This is a genomic window from Streptomyces sp. NPDC001135, assembly GCF_053598395.1.
Genome location: NZ_JBSFKD010000031.1, coordinates 58,379 through 78,824, shown reverse-complemented (window position 1 = coordinate 78,824; position 20,446 = coordinate 58,379). Strand labels below are relative to the sequence as shown.

Genomic DNA, 20,446 nt, shown 5'->3' with positions numbered 1-20,446 from the left:
TCCCAGCTCAGCCGACGCGCTGTCCAAGTACGAGAATTCGGGTGCGCATGGCACTGACCCTCCCCCCGGCACGCACCACGTGTCAAGTGGGTGGGACGGGCGTCTCATTATGTGAGCGGCAGGCACGGCCACCTCCCAGGACGGCGGGCACCCTCCCTGTGTACACCCCCGCGCCCCTCTCCGTGGCCCGTTCACCCACGGGGCGCACCGGTCGGTGTGCGCGCGCCCGCTCCCTCCGCCCCGACGCGTCCCTGCGGTTCGCGCACGACGCCCGCGAACGCCGGTTCGGCCGATGCGTGGGGCACCGGATAGTGGCCGGATCCGAGCGCCCGGCGCAGCCGGTACTCGTCCAGTGGCCCCGCGAACGCCGTGCCCTGTCCGTGCGTACAACCCATCGCGCGGAGCGCCACGGCCTGCTCCGGCAGGTCCACGCCCTCGGCCACGGACTGCAGCCCCAGATCGCCGGCGATCCGCAGCAGACCACTGGTGATCTTGTGCAGCCGCGCGGACTCCACGACGCCCTCGACCAGACTGCGGTCGAGTTTCAGCACGTCCACGGGGAGCCTTCTGAGCGCCGTGATGGCCGCGTGGCCGCTGCCGAAGCCGTCCAGCGCGATCCGCACTCCGAGACGGCTGAGGGCGGTCAGCCGGCGCTCCAGCTCGTCCAGGGAGATACACGGATCGGTGTCGGACAGCTCCAGCACCAGCGCGCCGGGCGGCAGCCCGTGCCGGGTCAGCAGCGCCTCCACGGAGCCGAGCGGCATCGACCGGTCCAGCAGCCGCCGGGCGCCCATCCGGACGGCCACCGGTACGACGAGCCCGGTCGCGGCCCGCTCGGCGGCCTGCTCGACGGCCTCCTGCAGGATCCACCGCTCCAGCTCGGCCGTCTTGTCGCCGTCCTCGGCCACCCGCAGGAACTCGGCCGGGGTGAACAGCACCCCCTGCGAGGAGCGCCAGCGCGCCTGCGCGGAGACCGCCGTGATCCGGCCGCTCTCCAGGCACACCACCGGCTGGTGCAGCAGGGCGAACTCGCCGTCGTGCAAGGCGGCACGCAGCCGGGTGGCCAGCTCCGCCTTGCGTACGACGTCCTGCTGCATCTGCGGCTTGTACAGCTCGACCCGGCCCTTTCCGGCCGCTTTCGCGCGGTACATCGCGAGGTCGGCGTTGCGCAGCAGCTCGCCCGCGCCGAGGCCCGGTTCGGCGAAGGCGACGCCGATGGAGGCGTTGACCCGCACGTCCTGGCCGTCGATCGCGTACGGCTGGGAGAGGGTCACCCTGAGGCGGTCGGCGAGTTCCAGGATGTTCCGCTCCCGGGCGGCGCGGTCACGGGTGCCGTCCCCGACGATCAGGGCCGCGAACTCGTCGCCGCCCAGCCGGGACGCGGTGTCCCCCTGCCGGACCGCGTCCTGGAGCCGCCGGGCGGCCTGGACCAGCAGTTCGTCCCCGGCCTGGTGGCCGATGGTGTCGTTGACGGCCTTGAAGCCGTCCAGGTCGATGAAGAGCACGGCCGTGTTGCGCAGGGCGGCGCCGCGGTCGGTGGCACGGCGGCCGGACAGGGCCTGCTGCACACGCCGGGTGAACAGCGCGCGGTTGGGCAGGTCGGTCAGCGGGTCGTGCTCGGCGTTGTGCTGCAGCTGGGCCTGCAGGCGCACTCTTTCGGTCACGTCCCGGCTGTTGAAGATCAGCCCGCCGTGGTGGCGGTTGACCGTGGACTCCACGTTGAGCCAGCCGCCGTCGCCGGACCGGAAGCGGCACTCGATGCGGGTGGTGGGTTCCTCCAGCGGGCTCGCGGCGAGGAAGCGGCGCACCTCGTGCACCACACAGCCCAGGTCCTCCGGGTGGATGAGACCGGCCAGCTCGCTGCCCACCAGGTCCTCGGCGGGCCGGCCGTAGACCCCGGCGGCGGCCGGGGAGACGTACCGCAGGACGCCGTTGGGCGCGGCGATCATGATGACGTCGCTGGAGCCCTGCACCAGGGAGCGGAAGTGGTTCTCCTTCTGGGCCAGCTCCTGGGTGAGGGTGATGTTGTCCAGCAGCATGATGCCCTGCCGGATGACCAGCGCGAGCACGACGGCACCCGCGGTGATCAGCACCACGTGGTCGGGTCGGCGCCCGTTGAGGACGTTGTACAGGATGCCCAGGGTGCACACGGCGGCGGCGAGGTAGGGGGTGAGGGCGGCGAGGGAACCGGTCAGCGGACGGCCGGCCGGATACCGGCTGTGCTCACCTCCCGGGCCGGGCGCGGGCAGGGGGTGGTGGACCGTGCCACGCTGTCCGGGCAGGTGCTCGTGGACCACGCGCGTGTGCCCGTCCGGTACGTGCGCCTCCTGGGCGCCCTTGCGGCGGGGTGCGGCCCAGGGGGCGTAGGCGAGCAGCAGCGAACCGGCGAACCAGCCGGCGTCCAGCAGCTGCCCGGAGCGGTAACTGCTGTGCAGCAGCGGCGAGGTGAACAGGGCGTCGCACATCACGGTGACCGCGAGCGCGCCGATCGCCGTGTTCACGGCGGTGCGGTTGCCCGGGGTGCGGCGGAAGTGCAGCGCGAGCACCATGCTGACGAGGGCGATGTCGAGCAGCGGGTACGCCAGCGACAGCGCGGTGTGCGCCACGCTCGGTCCGTCGAACCGGGCCGCCTGGGCGAGCGCGAGGCTCCACGACAGCGTGAGCAGCGAGCCGCCGATCAGCCAGGCGTCCAGCGCCAGGCAGATCCAGCCGGCCTTGGTCACCGGCCGTTTGGCGAGCACCAGCAGGCCCACGATGGCGGGCGGCGCGAAGCACAGGAAGAACAGGTCGGCGTAGCTGGGGCTGGGCACGGGCTGCCCGAGGACGACCTCGTACCACCCCCAGACCGCGTTGCCGAGGGCCGCCATCGCCGAGGAGAGCGAGAACAGCAGCCAGGCCGAACGGAAGCGGACCCGCGGGCTGCGGGCGTACAGGAAGCACGAGACGGCGGCGGCGCCCGCCGCCGCGCTCAGCCCGAAGTCGCCCATGAACAGCGCGACTTCGTCCGCGCCCCAGTCGCACGCGGCCCCGACGGCGTAGGCCGCGCAGACCAGGGCCAGGACGAGCTGCTCCATCGCGCGTGTGCCCTCGCCGGCGGCCGGCCGGCGGCGCGGCGGCGCCTGCTGCGGATGCGGGGCCCGCACCGCTGCGTCCAGGGCGGTCGTCACGGAGGGCGGCGCACTCACCGGGGCCTCCCGGTCCGCGCCGCTCCCGCGTCCCGACGGTACCGGTGCGCTGGGTGCGCATGCCTCCGGCGCCCGCTGTGCCTGCGCTGGTGGTGGCTGTGGTGGCTGGTGTGGTGGCCGCGTCTGCGCGTGGCCGTGCGCCAGGGTCGCCGTCGGCGGCTCCGCCGCGTCGGATCGTTCGTCCATAGGCCGTGCATCGCCCGTCGCCCCCCTCACGAATCTGAACTGTGCATCCCCGGCGCCGAACGTTCGGCGGCGCAGCCCCTGTCGGGACGATACACCAGGATCGTCACTCAGGGACATAGCTTCTCTACGCTCCGTGACGACCAGCGGGGATGCCGGTACGCGCCGCGTCCGAGGGGTTGCGGAGGGTGCCGGAAGCGGTCCTACGACCCCGTCGTCAGGACCACGTTCCGCAGCGGCTCGTGGTTCACGAACCGGGTGAGCTGGTCGGTGAGCAGCCGCTTCGCGCGGGGCAGGAAGGCCGAGGAGGGGCCGCCCACGTGCGGGCTGATGAGCACGCCGGGGGCCTGCCAGAGCGGGTGCCCGGGCGGCAGCGGCTCGGGATCGGTGACGTCCAGGGCCGCCGTGAGGCGACCGCTCTCCAGCTCCGCGAGCAGCGCCTCGGTGTCGACGACGGGACCCCGCGCGACGTTCACGAGCAGCGCCCCGTCCTTCATTCCCGCCAGGAATTGCTCGTTGACCAGCCCACGCGTCTCCTCCGTCAAGGGCGTGGAGAGGATCACGACATCGGCGTGTGGGAGCAGTTCCGGCAAATCGGTGAGCGGGTGCACCGGACCGCGCGCCGTGGTGCGCGGGGAGCGCGCCACGCGCGCCACCCGCGCGAGCTCGAAAGGCGCGAGCCGGTCCTCGATGGCGGCGCCGATGGCGCCGTAGCCGACGATCAGGACGGACTTGTCGGCGAGCGCGGGGTGGAACGCGCTCTGCCAGCGCTCCTCCTGCTGGGCGCGCACGAAGCCGGGGATGCCGCGCAGGGAGGCGAGGGTCAGGGTGAGCGCCAGCTCGGCGGTGCTCGCCTCGTGCACGCCGCGCGCGTTGCACAGCCGCACGCCCGGCCGGATGACCGACAGCCGGGCGGTGACGTCGTCGACACCGGCCGTCAGTGTCTGGATGACCTGCACGTTGGTCAGATGCTCCAGCGGACGCACCCTGACCGACCACCGCTTCATGTAGGGCACCACGTACAGGACGCAGTCCGCCGGGTCGCCCGGAAAGGGCTGGTCACCGTCCTCGCCCCCGTCCCAGAACAGGTACCGGGGCCCCTCGGGAAGTCCCTCGATCTCCTCCGGCGCCATGGGGAGCCACACGTCAGCAGTCATGGCAAGGAGGCTATGTCAGGTACGCGCGCGTGCAGAGGTTAGGTTGGGGGCCTGGCAGAGGGAGGTTCACGAGCAGGTGGAGCGCAGGACGATCGGCGCGGGGGCGCTCGGGGTGGGGGCCGTCGGACTCGGGTGCATGCCGATGAGCTGGGCGTACAGCGGGTCGCGGCAGCGGGGCGACGAGTCGCACAGAACCGTGCACCGGGCGCTGGACCTGGGATCGAACCTCCTCGACACGGCTGACATGTACGGCCCGTTCACCAATGAGCTGCTGCTGGGCCGGGTGCTCAAGGAGCGGCGCGCGGACGCCTTCGTGTCCACGAAGGTGGGGCTGCTGGTGGGCGAGCAGCACATCGTGGCCAACGGCCGCCCCGGGTACGTGAAGCGGGCCTGCGACGCCTCGCTGCGGCGCCTGCAGACGGACGTGATCGACCTCTACCAGCTGCACCGCGCCGACCCGGAGGTCCCCGTCGAGGAGACCTGGGGCGCGATGGCGGACCTCGTCCGGGCGGGCAAGGTGAGGGCACTGGGTCTGTGCGCGGTCGGCGCGCGCGGTGGCCGGCGCTCGGGGGCCGGGCTGTACGACGGCACGCTGCGCCAGCTGCAGCGGGTGCAGCAGGTGTTCCCGGTGGCCGCGGTGGAGGCGGAGCTGTCGGTGTGGTCGCCGGAGGCGCTGCAGGCGCTGCTGCCGTGGTGCCAGGCGCGGGGTGTGGGTTTCCTCGCGGCGATGCCCCTGGGCAACGGCTACCTGACCGGCACGCTGAGGCCGGGCGAGGGCTTCGAACCGGACGACCTGCGGGCTCGCCATCCCCGTTTCACGGCGGAGATGATGGCGGCCAACCAGCCGATCGTCGCGGGACTGCGCCGCATCGCCCGCCGCCACGGCGAGCACGTCACCCCGGCCCAGGTCGCCCTGGCCTGGGTCCTGGACCAGGGCCGCCACGTGATCGCCCTCCCAGGCACGAAGCAGGAACGCTGGGCCGCGCAGAACGCGGCGGCGGTCGACCTGCACCTGACCGAGCAGGACCTGACAGAGGTGTCCCGCCTGCCGGCGGCACGGGGGTCGTGGGACTGAGGGGACGGTGCGGGCGGGGCCGGTGAGAGGGTGGGGGCTGCTCGGATCCGGGGGCGTCGGCCGCGTTCGGTGCGGGGGATCGGGAACCCGGGGTGGGCGGTGTATGAGAAGGAGCACCTGCTGCTGGATCACCGCGTCGAAGGGATCATGATCGTGCAACGTCGAGCTGTTTCGGCCGCGTTGGCCGTAGCCGCCCTCCTGCTGACGGCCGGCTGCTCCTCCGACGGAGGGGGGTCACCGAGCGGCGCCGGACGGACGTCCACGGGTACGGCATCGGGGACACCCCCCTCCGGCCGGGCCACCGAGTCGGCCCCGCCGGCCAAGGGCTCGGTGAAGGTACTGCGCACCGTGGCCGAGGGCCTGAGGACACCATGGGGGCTGGCCCCGTTGCCCGACGGTGGTCTGCTGGTCTCCTCCCGCGACGACGGGACGCTCACCCGGATCGACGAGAAGACGGGCCGCAAGACAGAACTGGGCAAGGTCTCCGGTGTCTCCCCGGCCGGCGAGGGCGGTCTGCTCGGCATCGCCCTCTCCCCCGACTACGCCTCGGACCACATGATCTACGCCTACTTCACCTCCGCATCGGACAACCGCATCGTCCGTGTGCTGTACGACGAGCGAAAGCCGGCCGGTGAGCAACTGGGCGCTCCGGACACGGTGTTCAAGGGCATCCCCAAGGGCCACATCCACAACGGCGGCCGGATCGCCTTCGGTCCGGACGGCATGCTGTACGCGGGCACCGGTGAGAGCGGCGAGCGGGGCCTGGCCCAGGACAAGAAGTCCCTGGGCGGCAAGATCCTGCGCCTGACCCCGGAGGGCGAACCGGCTCCGGGCAACCCCTTTCCCGACTCCCCGGTGTACTCGTACGGCCACCGCAACGTCCAGGGTCTGGCCTGGGACGGCAAACAGCGCCTGTTCTCCTCGGAGTTCGGCCAGGACACCTGGGACGAGCTGAACGCGATCAAGCCCGGCGGGAACTACGGCTGGCCGAAGGCCGAGGGCAGGTCCTCCGATGCCGCCTTCCAGAACCCGGTGGCCCAGTGGCACACCGACGACGCCTCCCCCAGCGGCATCGCCTGTGTGAAGGGCGTGATCTGGATGGCCGGTCTGAAGGGCCAGCGCCTGTGGCGCGTCCCGCTGCGGGGCACGGAGGCCTCGGCGGCACCGCAGGCCTTCCTCACCGGGACGTACGGCCGGCTGCGGACGGTGGTCGCGGCGGGCGGCGACAGGGTGTGGCTGGTGACGAGCAACACGGACGGCCGCGGACGGCCGAGGAAGGGGGACGACCGGGTGCTGGAGGTGCAGGTGGGATAGCGCTCGGCGCCCGCCGGACCGCTCACGCCTCTCCACGTCCGCGTTCCGGTCCGTCATCCGGTCGGGCTTGGGGTTCGTCTCCAGGTCCGTCTTCGGGGCCCGCTTCCGGCCCGGGTCCCGCCTCCGGCCCCCTCTCCGGCTCCGCCGCGGCCGGCGGCGGTCCCGGCAGCCGTATGACGGCCTTCCCGGACGCCAGGTCGATGGCTCCCCGGCCGGGGTCGTTGTCGCCGACGTCCTCGCGGGTCAGCTCCAGCCGGTTCTGTTCGTCCCGGGTGTGTTTGCGGCCGGGTGCGAACAGTTCCTCGAAGGCGTTGAACACGGCCTCTCCCCCCGTTTCTCCCCGCACGGCTTTTCCCCAGCCTAGGTCTCAGCCCGTCGATCCGGCAGTGAGCGTCCGGGCCGGGAAAAGGCCCAGCCGATGCGCCACCGCGGCTGCCTCCCCCCGGCCCGAGACGCCGAGCTTGCTCAGGATGTTGGAGACGTGGACGCTCGCGGTCTTCGGTGAGATGAACAGTTCCTCGGCGATCTGGCGGTTGGTGCGGCCGGCCGAGACCAGGCGGAGGACGTCCCGCTCCCGGCTGGTGAGTCCGAGGTCCGCGGCCGGGTCGGCCGGGCCGAGGGCCTGCCGTGGGGCGCGGGTCAGGGGGAGGCGGGCGCGCTGGGCGAGCCGGGTGACGGCGTCGGCGAGAGACCGGGCGTCGAGGTGGGCGGCGACCGCCTCGGCCAGCCGGAGCAGTTCGCCCGCGCGGTCGCGTTCGTCCTCGCCGCCGTCGGCGAGAAGGGCTCCGGCGAGGCGGTGGCGGACCCGGGCGAGTTCGTAGGGGCGGTCCAGGCACTCGAAGGCGGTGACCACCGGCGACCAGTCGTCGGCGGTGTCGGCGCCCTGGGCCCGGCGCAGTTCGGCGCGGGTCCACTGTTCGTAGGCCTGCCAGAGCGGGGCGGCGGTGGTGAGTGTGCGTACGGCTTCGTGGAGGCGGTCGAGGATCTCGGCGCGGCCGGGCTGGGCGGCGGGCAGGGTGCGGGCTTCGGCCTCCGCGGTGGCGGCGGCCCGCAGCAGCGTCCAGCCGTAATGGTGGCAGCCGGGCGGGAAGCCGGCGTCGAGGGCCTGGAGCAGTTCGGCGCGGGCGTCGGCGAGGCGGCCCTCCTCGGCGGCGACCACGAGGGAGACCCGGGCCAGCGGCAGGAGGTGCTGGAGCATGGGGTCGTGGGTGCCGTAGTGGGCGCGGGCGGCGGCGAGTTGCCGGCTCGCCTCGGCGAGGTCGCCGCGGGCCAGGGCGAGGTCCGCCAGGCGCAGGGCGCCGGCGCCGCGGGGTTTGGCGCTGTGAGCGCCGCGGGGTTTGCCGCCGGGGGCGCCGCGGGTCGCGTGTGCGGCGGCCTCGGCGGCCTCCGCCCACTGGCCGAGCGAGTACAGCGCCTCGGACAGGTTGCCCCATATCCAGGCCTCGGAGTCCAGCAGGCCGTACCGACGGGCGAAGTCGATGCCTTCGCGCTGGAGTGCGGCGGCCTCCCGATCGCGGCCGAGGCTCTGCAGCTCGCACGGCAGGTTCACATAGGCGCGGCCGGTGACATGGTGCACTCCCTCCGCGAGGGTGTCCCGCAGCACCTGCCGCATCTCCGCCAGGCCGGTCCCGGGATCGCCCGCGTCCACCTTGAGGCCGCCGAGGGTGAGGCGGGCGTGCAGTTCGATGTCGCGGGCGCCGACCATGCGCGCGTACTCCACGGCGCGCTCGGCGGCGGCGAAGGCCTCGGGCCCGGGCCGGTGCAGCATGGACCAGCTGGCGACGAGGGCCAGCACCTCGGCGTGCACCTCGGACGGGGGCAGGCCGCGCACCAGGTCCTGGGCGGTGGCCAGTTCCTGCCATCCGTCGCCGCGTGCCAGGGACTGGACCACCCGGGAGCGCTGCACCCAGAACCAGGCGGCGCGCAGGGGGTCCGGCTCGTCCTCGAGGAGGCGCAGCGCCCGCTTGATGATCTTCAGGGCGCGTTCGCGTTCGCCGCCGAAGTGGCCCGCGACGGCGGCCTCGGCCATCAGGTCGAGGTAGCGCAGTGGAGTGGTGGCGGGGTCGCAGCCGCACGGGGGGTAGACCTCGGTGTAGTCGACCGGGCGCAGGGCGGAGCGCACCTCCTCGGGGGCGCTGTCCCACAGCTCCATCGCCCGTTCCAGGAGCCTGAGTTGCTCGGTGTAGGCGTGCCGGCGGCGGGCCACGACGGACGCGTCGAGGACGGCGGGAAGGGCCTTGGCGGCGTCGTGGGCGTGGTACCAGTAGCTGGCCAGGCGCATCACGCGCGCGTCGGCCGGGACGAGCGTGGGGTCGGCCTCCAGGGCCTCGGCGTAGCGGCGGTTGAGCCGGGAGCGTTCGCCGGGCAGCAGGTCGTCGGCGACGGCCTCGCGGACCAGGGAGTGCCGGAAGCGGTAGCCGTCGCCGGTCCGCGAGGCGGTGAGGATGTTGGCGCCGACGGCGGCTCGCAACGCCTCGATGAGGTCGTCCTCGCTGAGTTGGGCGACGGCGGCTATCAGCCGGTACTCCACGGTGGAGCCGCCCTCGGCGACGACCCGGGTGACCCGCTGGGCGCTGTCGGGCAGGGTTTCGACCCGGACCAGGAGCAGGTCGCGCAGGGAGTCGGTGAGGCCGGCGCCGCAGCCGTCGCAGCCGGCGACGGCGAGTTCCTCGACGAAGAAGGCGTTGCCGTCGGAGCGTTCGAAGATCTCGTCCACCTGGGCGGGGTCGGGTTCGGCGGCGAGGATGCCGGCGATCTGGCGGCCGACCTCCTCGCGGGTGAAGCGGGCGAGTTCGATGCGGCGGACGGTGCGCAGCCGGTCGAGCTCGGCGAGCAGGGGGCGCAGCGGGTGACGGCGGTGGATGTCGTCGGAGCGGTAGCTGGCGAGGACCAGGAGCCGGCCGGCGCGCAGGGTGCGGACGAGGTAGGCGAGGAGGTGGCGGGTGGAGGCGTCGGCCCAGTGCAGGTCCTCCAGGACGAGCACGACCGGCTGGGCGGCGGCGATCCGTTCGAGCAGCCGGGCGGTGAGTTCGAACAGGCGGGCCGTGCCCTGTTCGTCGTGGCGGCCGGCGCCGGCCTCGCCCAGGTCGGGCAGGAGGCGGGCCAGTTCCTCCTCCTGGCCGCGCGCGGCGGCGGTGAACTCCTCGGGCAGGGCGTCGTACAGGGCGCGCAGCGCGGTGGAGAAGGGGGCGAACGGCAGCCCGTCGGCGCCGATCTCCACACAGCCGCCGACGGCGACGACCGCGTGCCGGCCGGCGGCCGTGGCGAACTCCTCGACGAGGCGGGTCTTGCCGACCCCGGCCTCTCCGCCGAGCAGCAGCGCCTGCGGCTCGCCGGCGCGGGCGCGGGCGAGCGCGTCGTTCAGGGTGTCCAGCTCTTCGGTGCGGCCGACGAACACGGGACTGACGGACCTGGTCTCCACGGGCCCGAGCATCGCACGAGGTGGGGACGGCAGGGCACCGGTTTTCCACAGTTGCGGTGCGATCGTCGTACCGGTGGTCGGGAGGGTCGTAGCAACGGACGGAAGGGTCGTACGACTGGGGTGGGCAGTCGTACGACCCTGGTCCGTACGGTCCGGAAGGCGGCCGACCCCCGTACGGCCACCCTCCGTCCCGGCCCGGTCCGCCGGTGCGGTGTTCACGCGGTGCGCGGGATCCGCTGCCGGCGGGGGCGGTCGGTATGGGACTCGGCGGCGGCGGCGCGGCCGGCCGAGCCCTCGTCGCGGGCGGCGCGGTTCACCCGGGCGACCTCGCGGGCCAGGCGCTCCCGCTCGGCCTCGCGGATCAGCTGGGCGGAGCGCATCTTGTGGTACTCGAACTCGATCACGGCGGGTCCTTCGAGGAGAGTCGGTGTCGTGCGTCGCGTTCTGCGATGCCTCCACCTTCGTCTCCCAGGGGGGTGCGCCACATCGGGAGAGTTCCGCATCTTCGGGCGGCGTACGGACCGTCACGCGCGCGTAAGGGGCCTTAGGGAGTCCGTAAGGTGCGCGTGGACTTCCTAAGGCCCCTGGGATCCGTGCCCTTCTCAGCCGGTCGAGGGCAGGGCGAGCAGGGCGTCGGAGTACTTCAGAACCGCCAGCAGCAGGCCGATGACGCCCAGCGAGACACCCGCCCAGGCGACCGACCTGATCCAGGGGGCCTGCGGCCGGCCGGGGGCGCCGAAGGCGGGCCGGACGAGCACCACCACGCCGGTGAGCAGCGCGGCGAGGGCGAACAGGCCGGCCCACAGGGCGGTGCTGTGCCAGGCGTTGCCGTAGACCGCCTTGATCTGGGTGGCGACGCTCGCGGTGGAGGACGTCCGCAGCTGGCCGATGAGCTGCTCGCGGGCGCCTGCGACGGTGCCGATCCAACCGCCGCTGAGCGAGACGAGGCCCAGCGCGGCGGAGACGACGGCCCCGGCGCCCTGGCCGACCCCGGAGGGCGCCTCGTCCTTTACGGGTTCCCGCTCCCCCGCGGCCTCCTCCCCCGCGGCCTCCCCCTCGACGGCCTCTTCCTCGGCAGCCTCCTCATCGGCGGCGTCCGCCTGGGCGGAGCCCTCCCCAAGGGTCTCCGCCTGAGCGGCTTCCTCCTCGGTGGTGGCGGCCTCCACCGCCGTCTCGTCGCCCTGCGCCTCGGTGCCGGCCTCGGCGCCTTCCTTTGTCTTCGTAGCCATGCCCGGCACCGTACGGACGCTGTCTGAGAGGTCCCTTAATGATCGTTGTGCGCGGTACGCGCGCGTGCCGTACGCCACTCGGCGGCCAGCACCGACCAGATCTCGGTGCTGGTGCGCACGCCCCGGTGCGGGTAGTTCTCGCGGAGCACACCCTCGCGGGTCATGCCGAGCCGCCGGGCCACGCTGACGCTGGGCTCGTTGGCGGAGGACGCGTACCACTCCACGCGGTGCATGCCGCGCTCCTCGAAGGCCCAGTCCAGCAGCACCCGCATGCTGCGCGTGACCAGTCCGCGCCCGGCCGCCGCCGGCTCCAGCCAGCAGCCGGCCTCGCACACCCCGCTTCGGGTGTCCCACACGCGGAACAGCACACCGCCGACCAGCTTGCCGTCCAGCCAGATGCCGTGCAGGCCGCCGGCGTCGACGGCACGCTTGTCGGCGTACGACTTCAGCCAGCTGTGGGCGCCGTCCAGGTCGGACACGGCGTCCGGCAGCCCGATGTGCCGGCCGATGAAGTCCCGTCCCCGGTCGATGTTGGCGAGGAGCTCCTCGGCGTGCCAGACCTCCAGGGGCCGCAGCTCGGCTCCGTCGTCACCCAGGGATATCGCGTACATCGCGCTGCTCGTCCTTCCGCAGTTCGTCGACCGAGACCCTGCCGAGCCTCTCATGCGCGGCACGGCACTCGGGCGGTTCGATGCTGATGCGGGGCAGCAGACGCTCCAGCCGGGCGGGCAGCCACCAGTTGGCGGCGCCGAGCAGATGCATCAGCGCGGGGACGAGCAGGGTGCGCAGCACGAAGGCGTCCAGGGCGACGGCGGAGGCCAGCGCGATGCCGAACATCGCGATCACGCGGTCGCCGCTGAGCACGAAGGCGAGGAAGACCGAGATCATGATGACGGCGGCCGAGTTGATGACCCGGCTGGTCTCGGCGAGGCCCACACGGACGGCGCGCCGGTTGTCGCCGGTCTCCAGCCACTCCTCGTACATCCGGCTGACCAGGAAGACCTGGTAGTCCATGGAGAGTCCGAAGAGGACGGACACCATGATCACGGGGAGGAACGGCTCGATGGGTCCGGCGCGGCCGAGGCCGAGGAGTTCGCTGCCCCAGCCCCACTGGAACACGGCGACGACGATGCCGAAGGCGGCGGCCACGGCGGCGATGTTCATCACGGCGGCCTTCAGCGGGATGCCGAGCGAACGGAACGCGACGAGCAGCAGCAGACAGCCGAGCCCGATCACCGCGCCGACGAACAGCGGAAGTTTGCCGATGATCACATCCGCGAAGTCGTCGTAGCCGGCGGTGACCCCGCCGACCTGGATGTCGAGGGAGGTGCCGGTCTCCGCGCGGGGCAGCACCTCGGTGCGCAGCCGGTCCACGAGGTCGCTGGTGTCCTGCGACTGAGGGGCGGAGTCGGGGACCACGGTGAGGTAGGCGGTGGTGCCGCCGGTGGCATGGACGACCGGGGTGACGGAGGCGACGCCACGGGTGGCGCGCAGGTCGTCCTCGAGGTTGTCCAGGGCGAGCTTGTCGGCGCCGCCGTCCACCCGGGTCACCAGGGTGAGCGGTCCGTTCACGCCGGGCCCGAAGCCGTCGGCGAGCAGGTCGTAGGCCTTGCGGGTGGTGGAGGCGCGGGGGTCGTTGCCCTGGTCGGAGGTGCCGAGGTGGAGGGAGAGGGTCGGCAGGGCGAGCAGCGCGACGACGGCGGCGGCGAGCGAGGCGAGCAGCTTGGGACGGCGTTCGACGAGCGCCGACCAGCGGGCGGCGAGGCCGGTGGGCAGCTCCGGGCCCGGCCCGTGCTCGGCGAGCCGGCTCCGCTCACGGCGGCTGAGGGCCCGGTGGCCGATGTACGACAGCAGGGCGGGCAGCAGGGTGACCGAGGCCGCGACGGTGAGCACCACCGTCAACGAGGCGGCGACGGCGACCCCGTCGAGGAAGTCCAGCCGCAGGGTCAGCATTCCCAGCAGGGCTATGCACACCGTCGCACCCGCGAAGACGACGGCGCGTCCGGTGGTGGCCACGGCGTTCACGGCGGCCTCGGTGACGCTCAGTCCGCGTTTCAGTCCGCGCCGGTGCCGGGTCACGATGAACAGCGCGTAGTCGATACCGACACCGAGGCCGATCAGCATGCCGAGCATGGGCGCGAAGTCGGCGACGGTCATGGCGTGTCCGAGCAGCCCGATACCGGCGTAGGCGGTGCCCACGCCGACCAGTGCGGTGGCGATGGGCAGCGCCGAGGCGGCGAGCGAACCGAAGGCGAGGAAGAGCACGACGGCCGCGACGAGCACGCCGACCACCTCGGCGGTGTGCTCGCGCGGGGACGCGGTGAGCCCGATCGCGCTGCCGCCCAGCTCCACCTGGAGTCCGTCGCCCTGGGCGGCCTTGGCGGTGCGCACCACGGCCCGCGCCTCGGACGCGCCGATGTGGTCGGCCGGCTGGGTGAAGGTGATGGTGGCGTAGGCCGTGTGGCCGTCGGCGCTGATCCGGTGCGCGCCGTGGTCGCCGTGGGGGCCGGTCACCGAGGCCACGCCGGGCAGTGCGGCGATCCGGTCCAGGGTGCGGGTCATGGTCTGTTCGACGTCGGCGGCGCGGACGGTGCCGGCTTCGGTGTGCCAGACAACGGTGTCGCTGTCCCCGCCCAGGCCCGGGAAACCGTCCTCGATCAGCTGCGCCGCGCGGCCGGACTCGGTACCGGGGACCTCGTAGTCGTTCGAGTACGCCGTACCGGCCACCGCGGCGGCCGCGGTGACCCCGCCGAAGGCGAGGAGCCACAGCAGCACGGCGGTCAGCCGATGCCGGACACACCAACGGGCGAGGTCTGCCACGGACGTGCTCCCAGATGACGATGTGTGGATCTTTGACCGGGAACGATCGTCCATGAGGTGAACAGCCCGCAAAGAACATATGAGTAAGCGCAGGACACTCTTGCAGGCGAAAGTGATCGTTTGCGGTGATCGTGGGCTTATTCACAAGAGTGCGAGGGACGTCACAGGACACTTCCGCGAACCCTGTCGCCCCGGGCGGAACTTCGCCACCGTCAGTCGGACTGGTCTCCGAGCGCCATGACCATGGTCCCCGCGACCAGCAGCCACAGAGCCCTGCGGGTACGGCCCTTGGCCCCGAGCGCCGCGGCGAGCGCGCACACGACGGCGCCGAGGGCATAGGCGGTGGGGACGCGGGGCGGTGCGGAACCGGTGAACCGGACCAGGGCGGCGGCCAGTCCGGCGAGTGTGAGCAGGACCCCGGTGGCGGCCGCGGTCCAACGGGCCCGACGGGCCTTTCCGATCGGCTGCTCCGCGTCCTCTTCGGCTATCGCGGGTCCGGCATCGGAATCGGTGCGTCCACTCATGGCGGGCGAGCGTAGCGCGTCCGGCGGCGCGCGTGGGGAGCGGGGCGCCCTCAGATGCGTACGGCCCCGGAGGACGTGCCTTCCGGGGCCGTACCGAGCGATGGGGCTCAGCCCTCGCTCACGCCCAGCTTCTCCAGGATCAGTTCCTTGACGCGGGCCGCGTCGGCCTGACCCCGGGTCGCCTTCATGACCGCGCCGACCAGGGCACCGGCCGCGGCCACCTTGCCACCGCGGATCTTGTCCGCGATGCCCGGGTTCCCGGCGATGGCCTCCTCGACGGCGGCGGTCAGCGCGCCCTCGTCGGAGACGACCTTCAGACCGCGCTTGTCGACGACCTCGTCCGGGGTGCCCTCGCCCGCGAGGACGCCCTCGATGACCTGGCGGGCCAGCTTGTCGTTCAGGTCACCCTTCGCGACCAGCTCGGCGACCCGGGCCACCTGCTGCGGAGTGATCGCCAGCTCGTCCAGCGCCTTGCCGGACTCGTTGGCGCTGCGCGCCAGTTCGCCCATCCACCACTTGCGGGCGGAGGCCGCGTCGGCACCGGCGTCGATCGTGGCGACGATCGGGTCCAGCGCACCGGCGTTCAGGATCGCCTGCATGTCGGTGGCGGAGATGCCCCACTCGGCGAGCAGCCGGGTGCGGCGGGCCAGCGGCATCTCCGGCAGGGCCGCGCGGATCTCCTCGACCCACGCGCGCGAGGGCGCGACCGGGACGAGGTCGGGCTCCGGGAAGTACCGGTAGTCCTCGGCCTCTTCCTTCACGCGGCCCGAGGTCGTGGACCCCGTGTCCTCGTGGAAGTGGCGGGTCTCCTGGACGATCGTGCCGCCGGACGAGAGCACGGCCGCGTGCCGCATGATCTCGAAGCGGGCCGCACGCTCCACCGAACGCAGCGAGTTGACGTTCTTCGTCTCGCTGCGCGTGCCGAACTTGTCGGAGCCCTTGGGCATCAGCGACAGGTTGACGTCGCAGCGCATCTGGCCCATCTCCATGCGGGCCTCGGACACGCCGAGGGCACGGATGAGCTCGCGCAGCTCACGGACGTACGCCTTCGCCACCTCGGGGGCGCGCTCGCCGGCGCCGACGATCGGCTTGGTGACGATCTCGATCAGCGGGATGCCGGCACGGTTGTAGTCCAGCAGGGAGTGGGACGCGCCGTGGATTCGGCCGGTGGCGCCGCCGACGTGGGTCGACTTGCCGGTGTCCTCCTCCATGTGGGCGCGCTCGATCTCCACGCGGAAGGTCTCGCCGTCCTCCAGCTGTACGTCGAGGTAGCCGTTGAAGGCGATCGGCTCGTCGTACTGGGAGGTCTGGAAGTTCTTCGGCATGTCCGGATAGAAGTAGTTCTTCCGGGCGAAGCGGCACCACTCGGCGATCTCGCAGTTCAGCGCGAGACCGATCTTGATCGCGGACTCGACGCCGGTCGCGTTGACGACCGGGAGCGCGCCGGGCAGGCCGAGGCAGACGGGGCAGGTCTGGGTGTTCGGCTCGGCGCCGAGCGCCGTCGAACAGCCGCAGAACATCTTGGTCTTGGTGCCGAGTTCGACATGGACCTCGAGGCCCATGACGGGGTCGTACGACGCCAGCGCGTCCTCGTACGACACCAGGTCGGTCGTGGTGGTCACGGTGAAAACTTCCCTCTCAGCCCAGCAGGACGTCGTCGTCGCCCAGCCGCTTCAGCTCGCGGTAGAGGATCGCGAGGCCGGTCACGATCGCCACGGCGGAGACCGTGGCGTCGATCAGCCGCAGCGTGTCGTGCTCGGCGCGGGCCTTCTTGATCTGCTTGGTGACACCGATCGCGCCGAACGCGGTGGTGGCCATCGACAGGTACGTACCGGACTTGGACTTCTTGAAGTCCTTGGCCTTGGACAGCTTGCTCACAGCGACGGAGCCTCCTCCAGCAGCGGGTGTCCCCACTTTTCCACGAAGGCGGCCTCGACGGCGGCGCCCACCTTGTACAGCCGGTCGTCCTGCATCGCCGGGGCGATGATCTGCAGGCCCACCGGGAGGTTGTCCTCCGGGGCGAGACCGCAGGGCAGGGACATGGCCGCGTTGCCCGCCAGGTTGGTCGGGATGGTGCACAGGTCCGCGAGGTACATCGCCATCGGGTCGTCGGCACGCTCGCCGATCGCGAAGGCGGTGGTCGGCGTCGTCGGCGAGACGATGACGTCCACCTGCTCGAAGGCCTTCTCGAAGTCGCGCGTGATGAGCGTGCGGACCTTCTGGGCGGAGCCGTAGTACGCGTCGTAGTAGCCGCTCGACAGGGCGTACGTGCCGAGCATGACGCGCCGCTTGACCTCGGGGCCGAAGCCGGCCTCGCGGGTCAGCGAGGTGACCTCCTCGGCCGATCGGCCGCCGTCGTCGCCGGTCCGCAGGCCGTAGCGCAGGCCGTCGAAGCGGGCGAGGTTGGAGGAGCACTCGGACGGCGCGATCAGGTAGTACGCCGACAGGGCGAGGTCGAAGGACGGGCAGTCCAGCTCGACGATCTCGGCGCCCAGCTCCTTCAGCAGCTCGACGGACTCGTCGAAGCGCTGGATGACACCGGCCTGGTACCCCTCGCCGCGGAACTGCTTGACCACGCCGACGCGCATGCCCGCGACGCTGCCGTTGCGGGCGGCCTCGACGACCGGCGGGACCGGGGCGTCGATGGAGGTGGAGTCCAGCGGGTCGTGCCCGGCGATGACCTCGTGCAGCAGGGCCGCGTCCAGGACCGTACGGGCACAGGGGCCGCCCTGGTCGAGGGAGGAGGAGAACGCCACCATGCCGTAGCGGGACACCGCGCCGTACGTCGGCTTCACGCCGACCGTGCCGGTGACGGCGGCCGGCTGGCGGATGGAACCGCCGGTGTCGGTGCCGATGGCGAGCGGGGCCTCGAAGGAGGCGAGCGCGGCGGAGGAACCGCCGCCGGAACCACCGGGGATCTTGGTGAGGTCCCACGGGTTGCCGGTCGGGCCGTAGGCGCTGTTCTCGGTGCTGGACCCCATGGCGAACTCGTCCATGTTGGTCTTGCCGAGGATGACGACGTCGGCGGCCTTCAGCCGCTTGGTGAGCGTCGCGTCGTACGGCGGGATCCAGCCTTCCAGGATCTTCGAGCCGACGGTCGTGGGTACGCCCTCGGTGGTGAAGATGTCCTTGAGGGCGAGCGGGACGCCGGCCAGCGGACCGAGCTTCTCGCCTCGGGCCCGCTTCTCGTCCACGGCACGGGCCTGCGCGAGGGCACCCTCGCGGTCGACGTGCAGGAAGGCGTGCACCTTCTCGTCGACGGCCTCGATGCGGGCGAGGTGGGCCTCGGTGACCTCGACGGCCGTGAGCTCGCCGGAGGCGATCCTCTCGGCGATCTGCGCGGCCGTGAGCTTGATGATGTTGCTGTCCGTCATGGCGGTCACTCCTCCCCCAGGATCTGCGGCACCTTGAAACGCTGCTGCTCCTGGGCGGGGGCGCCGGAGAGCGCCTGCTCGGGGGTGAGCGAGGGACGGACCTCGTCCGGCCGCATGACGTTCGTCAGCGGGAGCGGGTGCGAGGTCGGCGGTACGTCTTGGTCGGCGACCTCGCTGACGCGGGCGACCGCGCCGATGATGTCGTCCAGCTGTCCCGCGAAGTGGTCGAGTTCTTCGGGCTTCAGCTCCAGACGCGCCAGCCGGGCGAGGTGGGCGACCTCCTCGCGCGTGATGCCAGGCATGCAGCGATCCTCTGGGGTGAGTGTGTGTGGTTTGGGGCCGGGGGTCGGCGCCACATTTCTGCCGTCCGCCCGGAGGGCGGGCCGCGCGGCGTCCGGCGCGTGCGATCGCAAGGCGCCGGAGCGCCCTCGTGGCGGAGCCACGTGGGCGATTCGGCAACGCGGCGAGCGTGCGTGCCAGGCGTCACGGCGGCAGGCGGAAATGTGATGCCAGTCCCCAATCCTATGGGGCGGGGCCCGGTGCCCGTGAAACGGTTTCGCCGGGCTCCGCCGTCAGCGGTGCCGCCCGTCCCAGGCGTCGCTCTTCAGGAAGTGGTTGTCGTACAGCTCCTGGACCTCCAGCAGGCTCTCCGGGGTGACCTCGCCGAGGCGGATCCGCTGCAGATGGCGGAAGTACTCGAAGCGCTCGACGCCCGGGGCGATGACGATCAGGATGTCGGCCGGGCTGCCGGGGGCGGCGGCGAAGGCATGGGGCCGGTCCGGCGGGACGATGACCAGGTCACCACGCTGGGCGGTGACCACGTCCTCACCGGACAGCAGCTCGGCCTCGCCGTCGAGCAGGAAGAACATCTCGGCGGAGTTGTGGTGCACGTGCGGGCGGGCTCCGTCGGCACCCTCGGCGAGGGTGACCCGGACGGTGGACAGCGCGCCTGCGCTGGCGCTGCTGTCGGCGAGGAGCTTGACGGTGGTGGGCGCCTGACCGACCACCTCGGCCTCCGCGTCCCTGACCAGCACGGTGTCGTCGAACTTCGGCACGAAAAGCGACATCTTTCGATCTCCCCCTGAGAGCTGTCGTCAGACCGCGAAGAGCAGTCCGGCGCTGATCAGTACAACGATCGCGGTGGCGAAGTGGATCCCGAACGCGACGGCTTTCGTGCCGCCGTTGCGCAGGACTATCACGGTGTCGCCGAACGGTACGAGTGCCACGGCGACCATGAACCACGCCTCCGCGCGGGCTCCGGCGAAGGCCAGCAGGGCCAGGCCCAGCACACCGAAGGTGCCGTCCCTGAGGCCCTTGACGGACAGATAGGCGCGGGCGTCGCCGCGCGGGTCGGCGGGAGCGCCGTAGCCGGCCGCGGCCGGGCCGGGCTGGAACAGGAACCGGTAGCCGAGGAACACGCAGAACAGGTCGAGCAGGACGGCCAGGGTGTAGGCGGTGACAGTCATGTCTCTTCTCCTCGTTGCCCGCTTTTCTAGCAGTGCTAGCGACAAGAGCGAGGCTAACAGAGCACCGGCAGGTTGGCTAGCGCTGCTAGAATTTCAGGCATGACGATCCAGACGCGCCGGGAGCGCGAACGAGCGGAGCGTGAGCGGCTGATCGTGACGGCCGCGCGGGAGCTGGCCGAGGCCGAGGGCTGGGACGCGGTGACCACCCGCCGGCTGGCCGCCGAGATCGAATACAGCCAGCCGGTCCTCTACAGCCACTTCGAGAACAAGGGCGCGATCATGGCGGCGGTCGCGGTGCAGGGCTGCGCCGACCTGGCGACGGAGCTGCGGCAGGCGCGGACGGCGGCGCCGGGAACGCGCGAGGCGCTGGCGGCGGTGGCGGAGACGTACACGTCCTTCGCACGGCGCCGGCCCGCCCTCTACGACGCGATGTTCACCCACCTGGTGGACCTGCCGTTCGCCACGGAACAGGCCCCCGCCCCGCTGCGGGAGGCGTTCGGTGAGCTGCTGGTGGTCGTGGAGCCGATCACCGCCGAGGGAGAGGACCCCGGCCTGCTGACGGAGACGTTCTGGGCGGCGCTGCACGGTCTGGCGACGCTGATGAGGAGCGGACGGTTGCCGGAGGGGGCGCACGAGCGCCGACTCGCGCTGCTGATCGGGCACTTCACGAGGGGCTGAGGGGTGCGCCCCGAAGGTGC

General features: G+C 72.3%; 18 protein-coding genes. 3 read left to right on the top strand and 15 right to left on the bottom strand.

All coding sequences use genetic code 11. The features are described 5' to 3' along the window. Positions 1-191 precede the first annotated feature (191 nt). Positions 192-3,371 (bottom strand): putative bifunctional diguanylate cyclase/phosphodiesterase, encoded by a 3,180-nt coding sequence (locus tag ACWC94_RS31325; protein ID WP_450800635.1) that lies wholly within the window; start codon positions 3,369-3,371, stop codon positions 192-194. A 200-nt stretch (positions 3,372-3,571) separates the two neighbouring features. Beyond that, positions 3,572-4,525 (bottom strand): 2-hydroxyacid dehydrogenase, encoded by a 954-nt coding sequence (locus ACWC94_RS31320; protein ID WP_450800633.1) that lies wholly within the window; start codon positions 4,523-4,525, stop codon positions 3,572-3,574. 76 nt (positions 4,526-4,601) lie between these two features. On the opposite strand from ACWC94_RS31320, the gene ACWC94_RS31315 reads away from it, so the two are divergent. Next, positions 4,602-5,600 carry an aldo/keto reductase gene (locus tag ACWC94_RS31315; protein ID WP_450800631.1) on the top strand — a complete coding sequence of 333 codons (999 nt, stop codon included), beginning with the start codon at positions 4,602-4,604 and terminating at the stop codon, positions 5,598-5,600. 147 nt (positions 5,601-5,747) lie between these two features. Continuing rightward, on the top strand, positions 5,748-6,914 hold the full coding sequence (locus tag ACWC94_RS31310) for a PQQ-dependent sugar dehydrogenase (protein ID WP_450800629.1): 1,167 nt from the start codon (positions 5,748-5,750) through the stop codon (positions 6,912-6,914). Positions 6,915-6,936: 22 nt separating this feature from the next. Here ACWC94_RS31310 and ACWC94_RS31305 read toward each other — a convergent pair whose 3' ends face one another. From ACWC94_RS31305 to ACWC94_RS31245, 13 genes are all read right to left on the bottom strand, one after another. Next, positions 6,937-7,233: a DUF6191 domain-containing protein gene (locus ACWC94_RS31305; protein WP_450800627.1), complete on the bottom strand. Its 297-nt coding sequence runs from the start codon at positions 7,231-7,233 to the stop codon at positions 6,937-6,939. A gap of 48 nt (positions 7,234-7,281) precedes the next feature. Continuing rightward, positions 7,282-10,347 (bottom strand): helix-turn-helix transcriptional regulator, encoded by a 3,066-nt coding sequence (locus ACWC94_RS31300; protein ID WP_450800625.1) that lies wholly within the window; start codon positions 10,345-10,347, stop codon positions 7,282-7,284. A 203-nt stretch (positions 10,348-10,550) separates the two neighbouring features. After that, positions 10,551-10,739, bottom strand: a complete 189-nt coding sequence (locus tag ACWC94_RS31295; RefSeq protein WP_450800623.1) for a hypothetical protein — start codon at positions 10,737-10,739, stop codon at positions 10,551-10,553. A gap of 198 nt (positions 10,740-10,937) precedes the next feature. Next, a complete protein-coding gene (locus tag ACWC94_RS31290) occupies positions 10,938-11,564 on the bottom strand; it encodes a hypothetical protein (protein ID WP_450800621.1) in 627 nt (208 codons plus the stop codon). A gap of 35 nt (positions 11,565-11,599) precedes the next feature. After that, on the bottom strand, positions 11,600-12,175 hold the full coding sequence (locus ACWC94_RS31285; protein ID WP_450800619.1) for a GNAT family N-acetyltransferase: 576 nt from the start codon (positions 12,173-12,175) through the stop codon (positions 11,600-11,602). Further along, positions 12,153-14,384: an MMPL family transporter gene (locus ACWC94_RS31280; RefSeq protein ID WP_450800617.1), complete on the bottom strand. Its 2,232-nt coding sequence runs from the start codon at positions 14,382-14,384 to the stop codon at positions 12,153-12,155. Before ACWC94_RS31280 ends, ACWC94_RS31285 begins: the two co-directional genes overlap by 23 nt. A 212-nt stretch (positions 14,385-14,596) precedes the next feature. Then, complete coding sequence (locus tag ACWC94_RS31275; protein ID WP_450800615.1) at positions 14,597-14,908, bottom strand: hypothetical protein; 312 nt, start codon at positions 14,906-14,908, stop codon at positions 14,597-14,599. Between the two features lie 107 nt (positions 14,909-15,015). After that, positions 15,016-16,530, bottom strand: coding sequence for an Asp-tRNA(Asn)/Glu-tRNA(Gln) amidotransferase subunit GatB (gatB, locus tag ACWC94_RS31270; protein ID WP_450800613.1), 1,515 nt, complete (start codon positions 16,528-16,530; stop codon positions 15,016-15,018). A 16-nt stretch (positions 16,531-16,546) separates the two neighbouring features. Further along, complete coding sequence (locus ACWC94_RS31265; RefSeq protein ID WP_053662973.1) at positions 16,547-16,786, bottom strand: hypothetical protein; 240 nt, start codon at positions 16,784-16,786, stop codon at positions 16,547-16,549. Then, on the bottom strand, positions 16,783-18,282 hold the full coding sequence (gatA, locus tag ACWC94_RS31260) for an Asp-tRNA(Asn)/Glu-tRNA(Gln) amidotransferase subunit GatA (protein ID WP_450800611.1): 1,500 nt from the start codon (positions 18,280-18,282) through the stop codon (positions 16,783-16,785). Before gatA ends, ACWC94_RS31265 begins: the two co-directional genes overlap by 4 nt. A gap of 5 nt (positions 18,283-18,287) precedes the next feature. Then, positions 18,288-18,584 carry an Asp-tRNA(Asn)/Glu-tRNA(Gln) amidotransferase subunit GatC gene (gene gatC / locus ACWC94_RS31255; RefSeq protein WP_004925108.1) on the bottom strand — a complete coding sequence of 99 codons (297 nt, stop codon included), beginning with the start codon at positions 18,582-18,584 and terminating at the stop codon, positions 18,288-18,290. Positions 18,585-18,854: 270 nt separating this feature from the next. Next, complete coding sequence (locus ACWC94_RS31250) at positions 18,855-19,349, bottom strand: cupin domain-containing protein (protein ID WP_450800609.1); 495 nt, start codon at positions 19,347-19,349, stop codon at positions 18,855-18,857. Positions 19,350-19,376: 27 nt separating this feature from the next. Continuing rightward, on the bottom strand, positions 19,377-19,748 hold the full coding sequence (locus ACWC94_RS31245; RefSeq protein ID WP_450800608.1) for a DUF4267 domain-containing protein: 372 nt from the start codon (positions 19,746-19,748) through the stop codon (positions 19,377-19,379). Positions 19,749-19,847: 99 nt separating this feature from the next. Here ACWC94_RS31245 and ACWC94_RS31240 point away from each other — a divergent pair, with 99 nt between their 5' ends. Further along, complete coding sequence (locus tag ACWC94_RS31240) at positions 19,848-20,426, top strand: TetR/AcrR family transcriptional regulator (protein WP_450800606.1); 579 nt, start codon at positions 19,848-19,850, stop codon at positions 20,424-20,426. Positions 20,427-20,446 lie beyond the last annotated feature (20 nt).

Excerpts from the sequence above, each read along its gene's own strand:
- ACWC94_RS31325 (WP_450800635.1), bottom strand. The coding sequence starts at position 3,371 with ATGGACGAACGATCCGACGCGGCGGAGCCGCCGACGGCGACCCTGGCG.
- ACWC94_RS31320 (WP_450800633.1), bottom strand. The coding sequence starts at position 4,525 with ATGACTGCTGACGTGTGGCTCCCCATGGCGCCGGAGGAGATCGAGGGA.
- ACWC94_RS31310 (WP_450800629.1), top strand. The coding sequence starts at position 5,748 with ATGATCGTGCAACGTCGAGCTGTTTCGGCCGCGTTGGCCGTAGCCGCC.
- ACWC94_RS31300 (WP_450800625.1), bottom strand. The coding sequence starts at position 10,347 with ATGCTCGGGCCCGTGGAGACCAGGTCCGTCAGTCCCGTGTTCGTCGGC.
- ACWC94_RS31290 (WP_450800621.1), bottom strand. The coding sequence starts at position 11,564 with ATGGCTACGAAGACAAAGGAAGGCGCCGAGGCCGGCACCGAGGCGCAG.
- ACWC94_RS31285 (WP_450800619.1), bottom strand. The coding sequence starts at position 12,175 with ATGTACGCGATATCCCTGGGTGACGACGGAGCCGAGCTGCGGCCCCTG.
- ACWC94_RS31275 (WP_450800615.1), bottom strand. The coding sequence starts at position 14,908 with ATGAGTGGACGCACCGATTCCGATGCCGGACCCGCGATAGCCGAAGAG.
- gatA (WP_450800611.1), bottom strand. The coding sequence starts at position 18,282 with ATGACGGACAGCAACATCATCAAGCTCACGGCCGCGCAGATCGCCGAG.
- gatC (WP_004925108.1), bottom strand. The coding sequence starts at position 18,584 with ATGCCTGGCATCACGCGCGAGGAGGTCGCCCACCTCGCCCGGCTGGCG.
- ACWC94_RS31250 (WP_450800609.1), bottom strand. The coding sequence starts at position 19,349 with ATGTCGCTTTTCGTGCCGAAGTTCGACGACACCGTGCTGGTCAGGGAC.
- ACWC94_RS31245 (WP_450800608.1), bottom strand. The coding sequence starts at position 19,748 with ATGACTGTCACCGCCTACACCCTGGCCGTCCTGCTCGACCTGTTCTGC.
- ACWC94_RS31240 (WP_450800606.1), top strand. The coding sequence starts at position 19,848 with ATGACGATCCAGACGCGCCGGGAGCGCGAACGAGCGGAGCGTGAGCGG.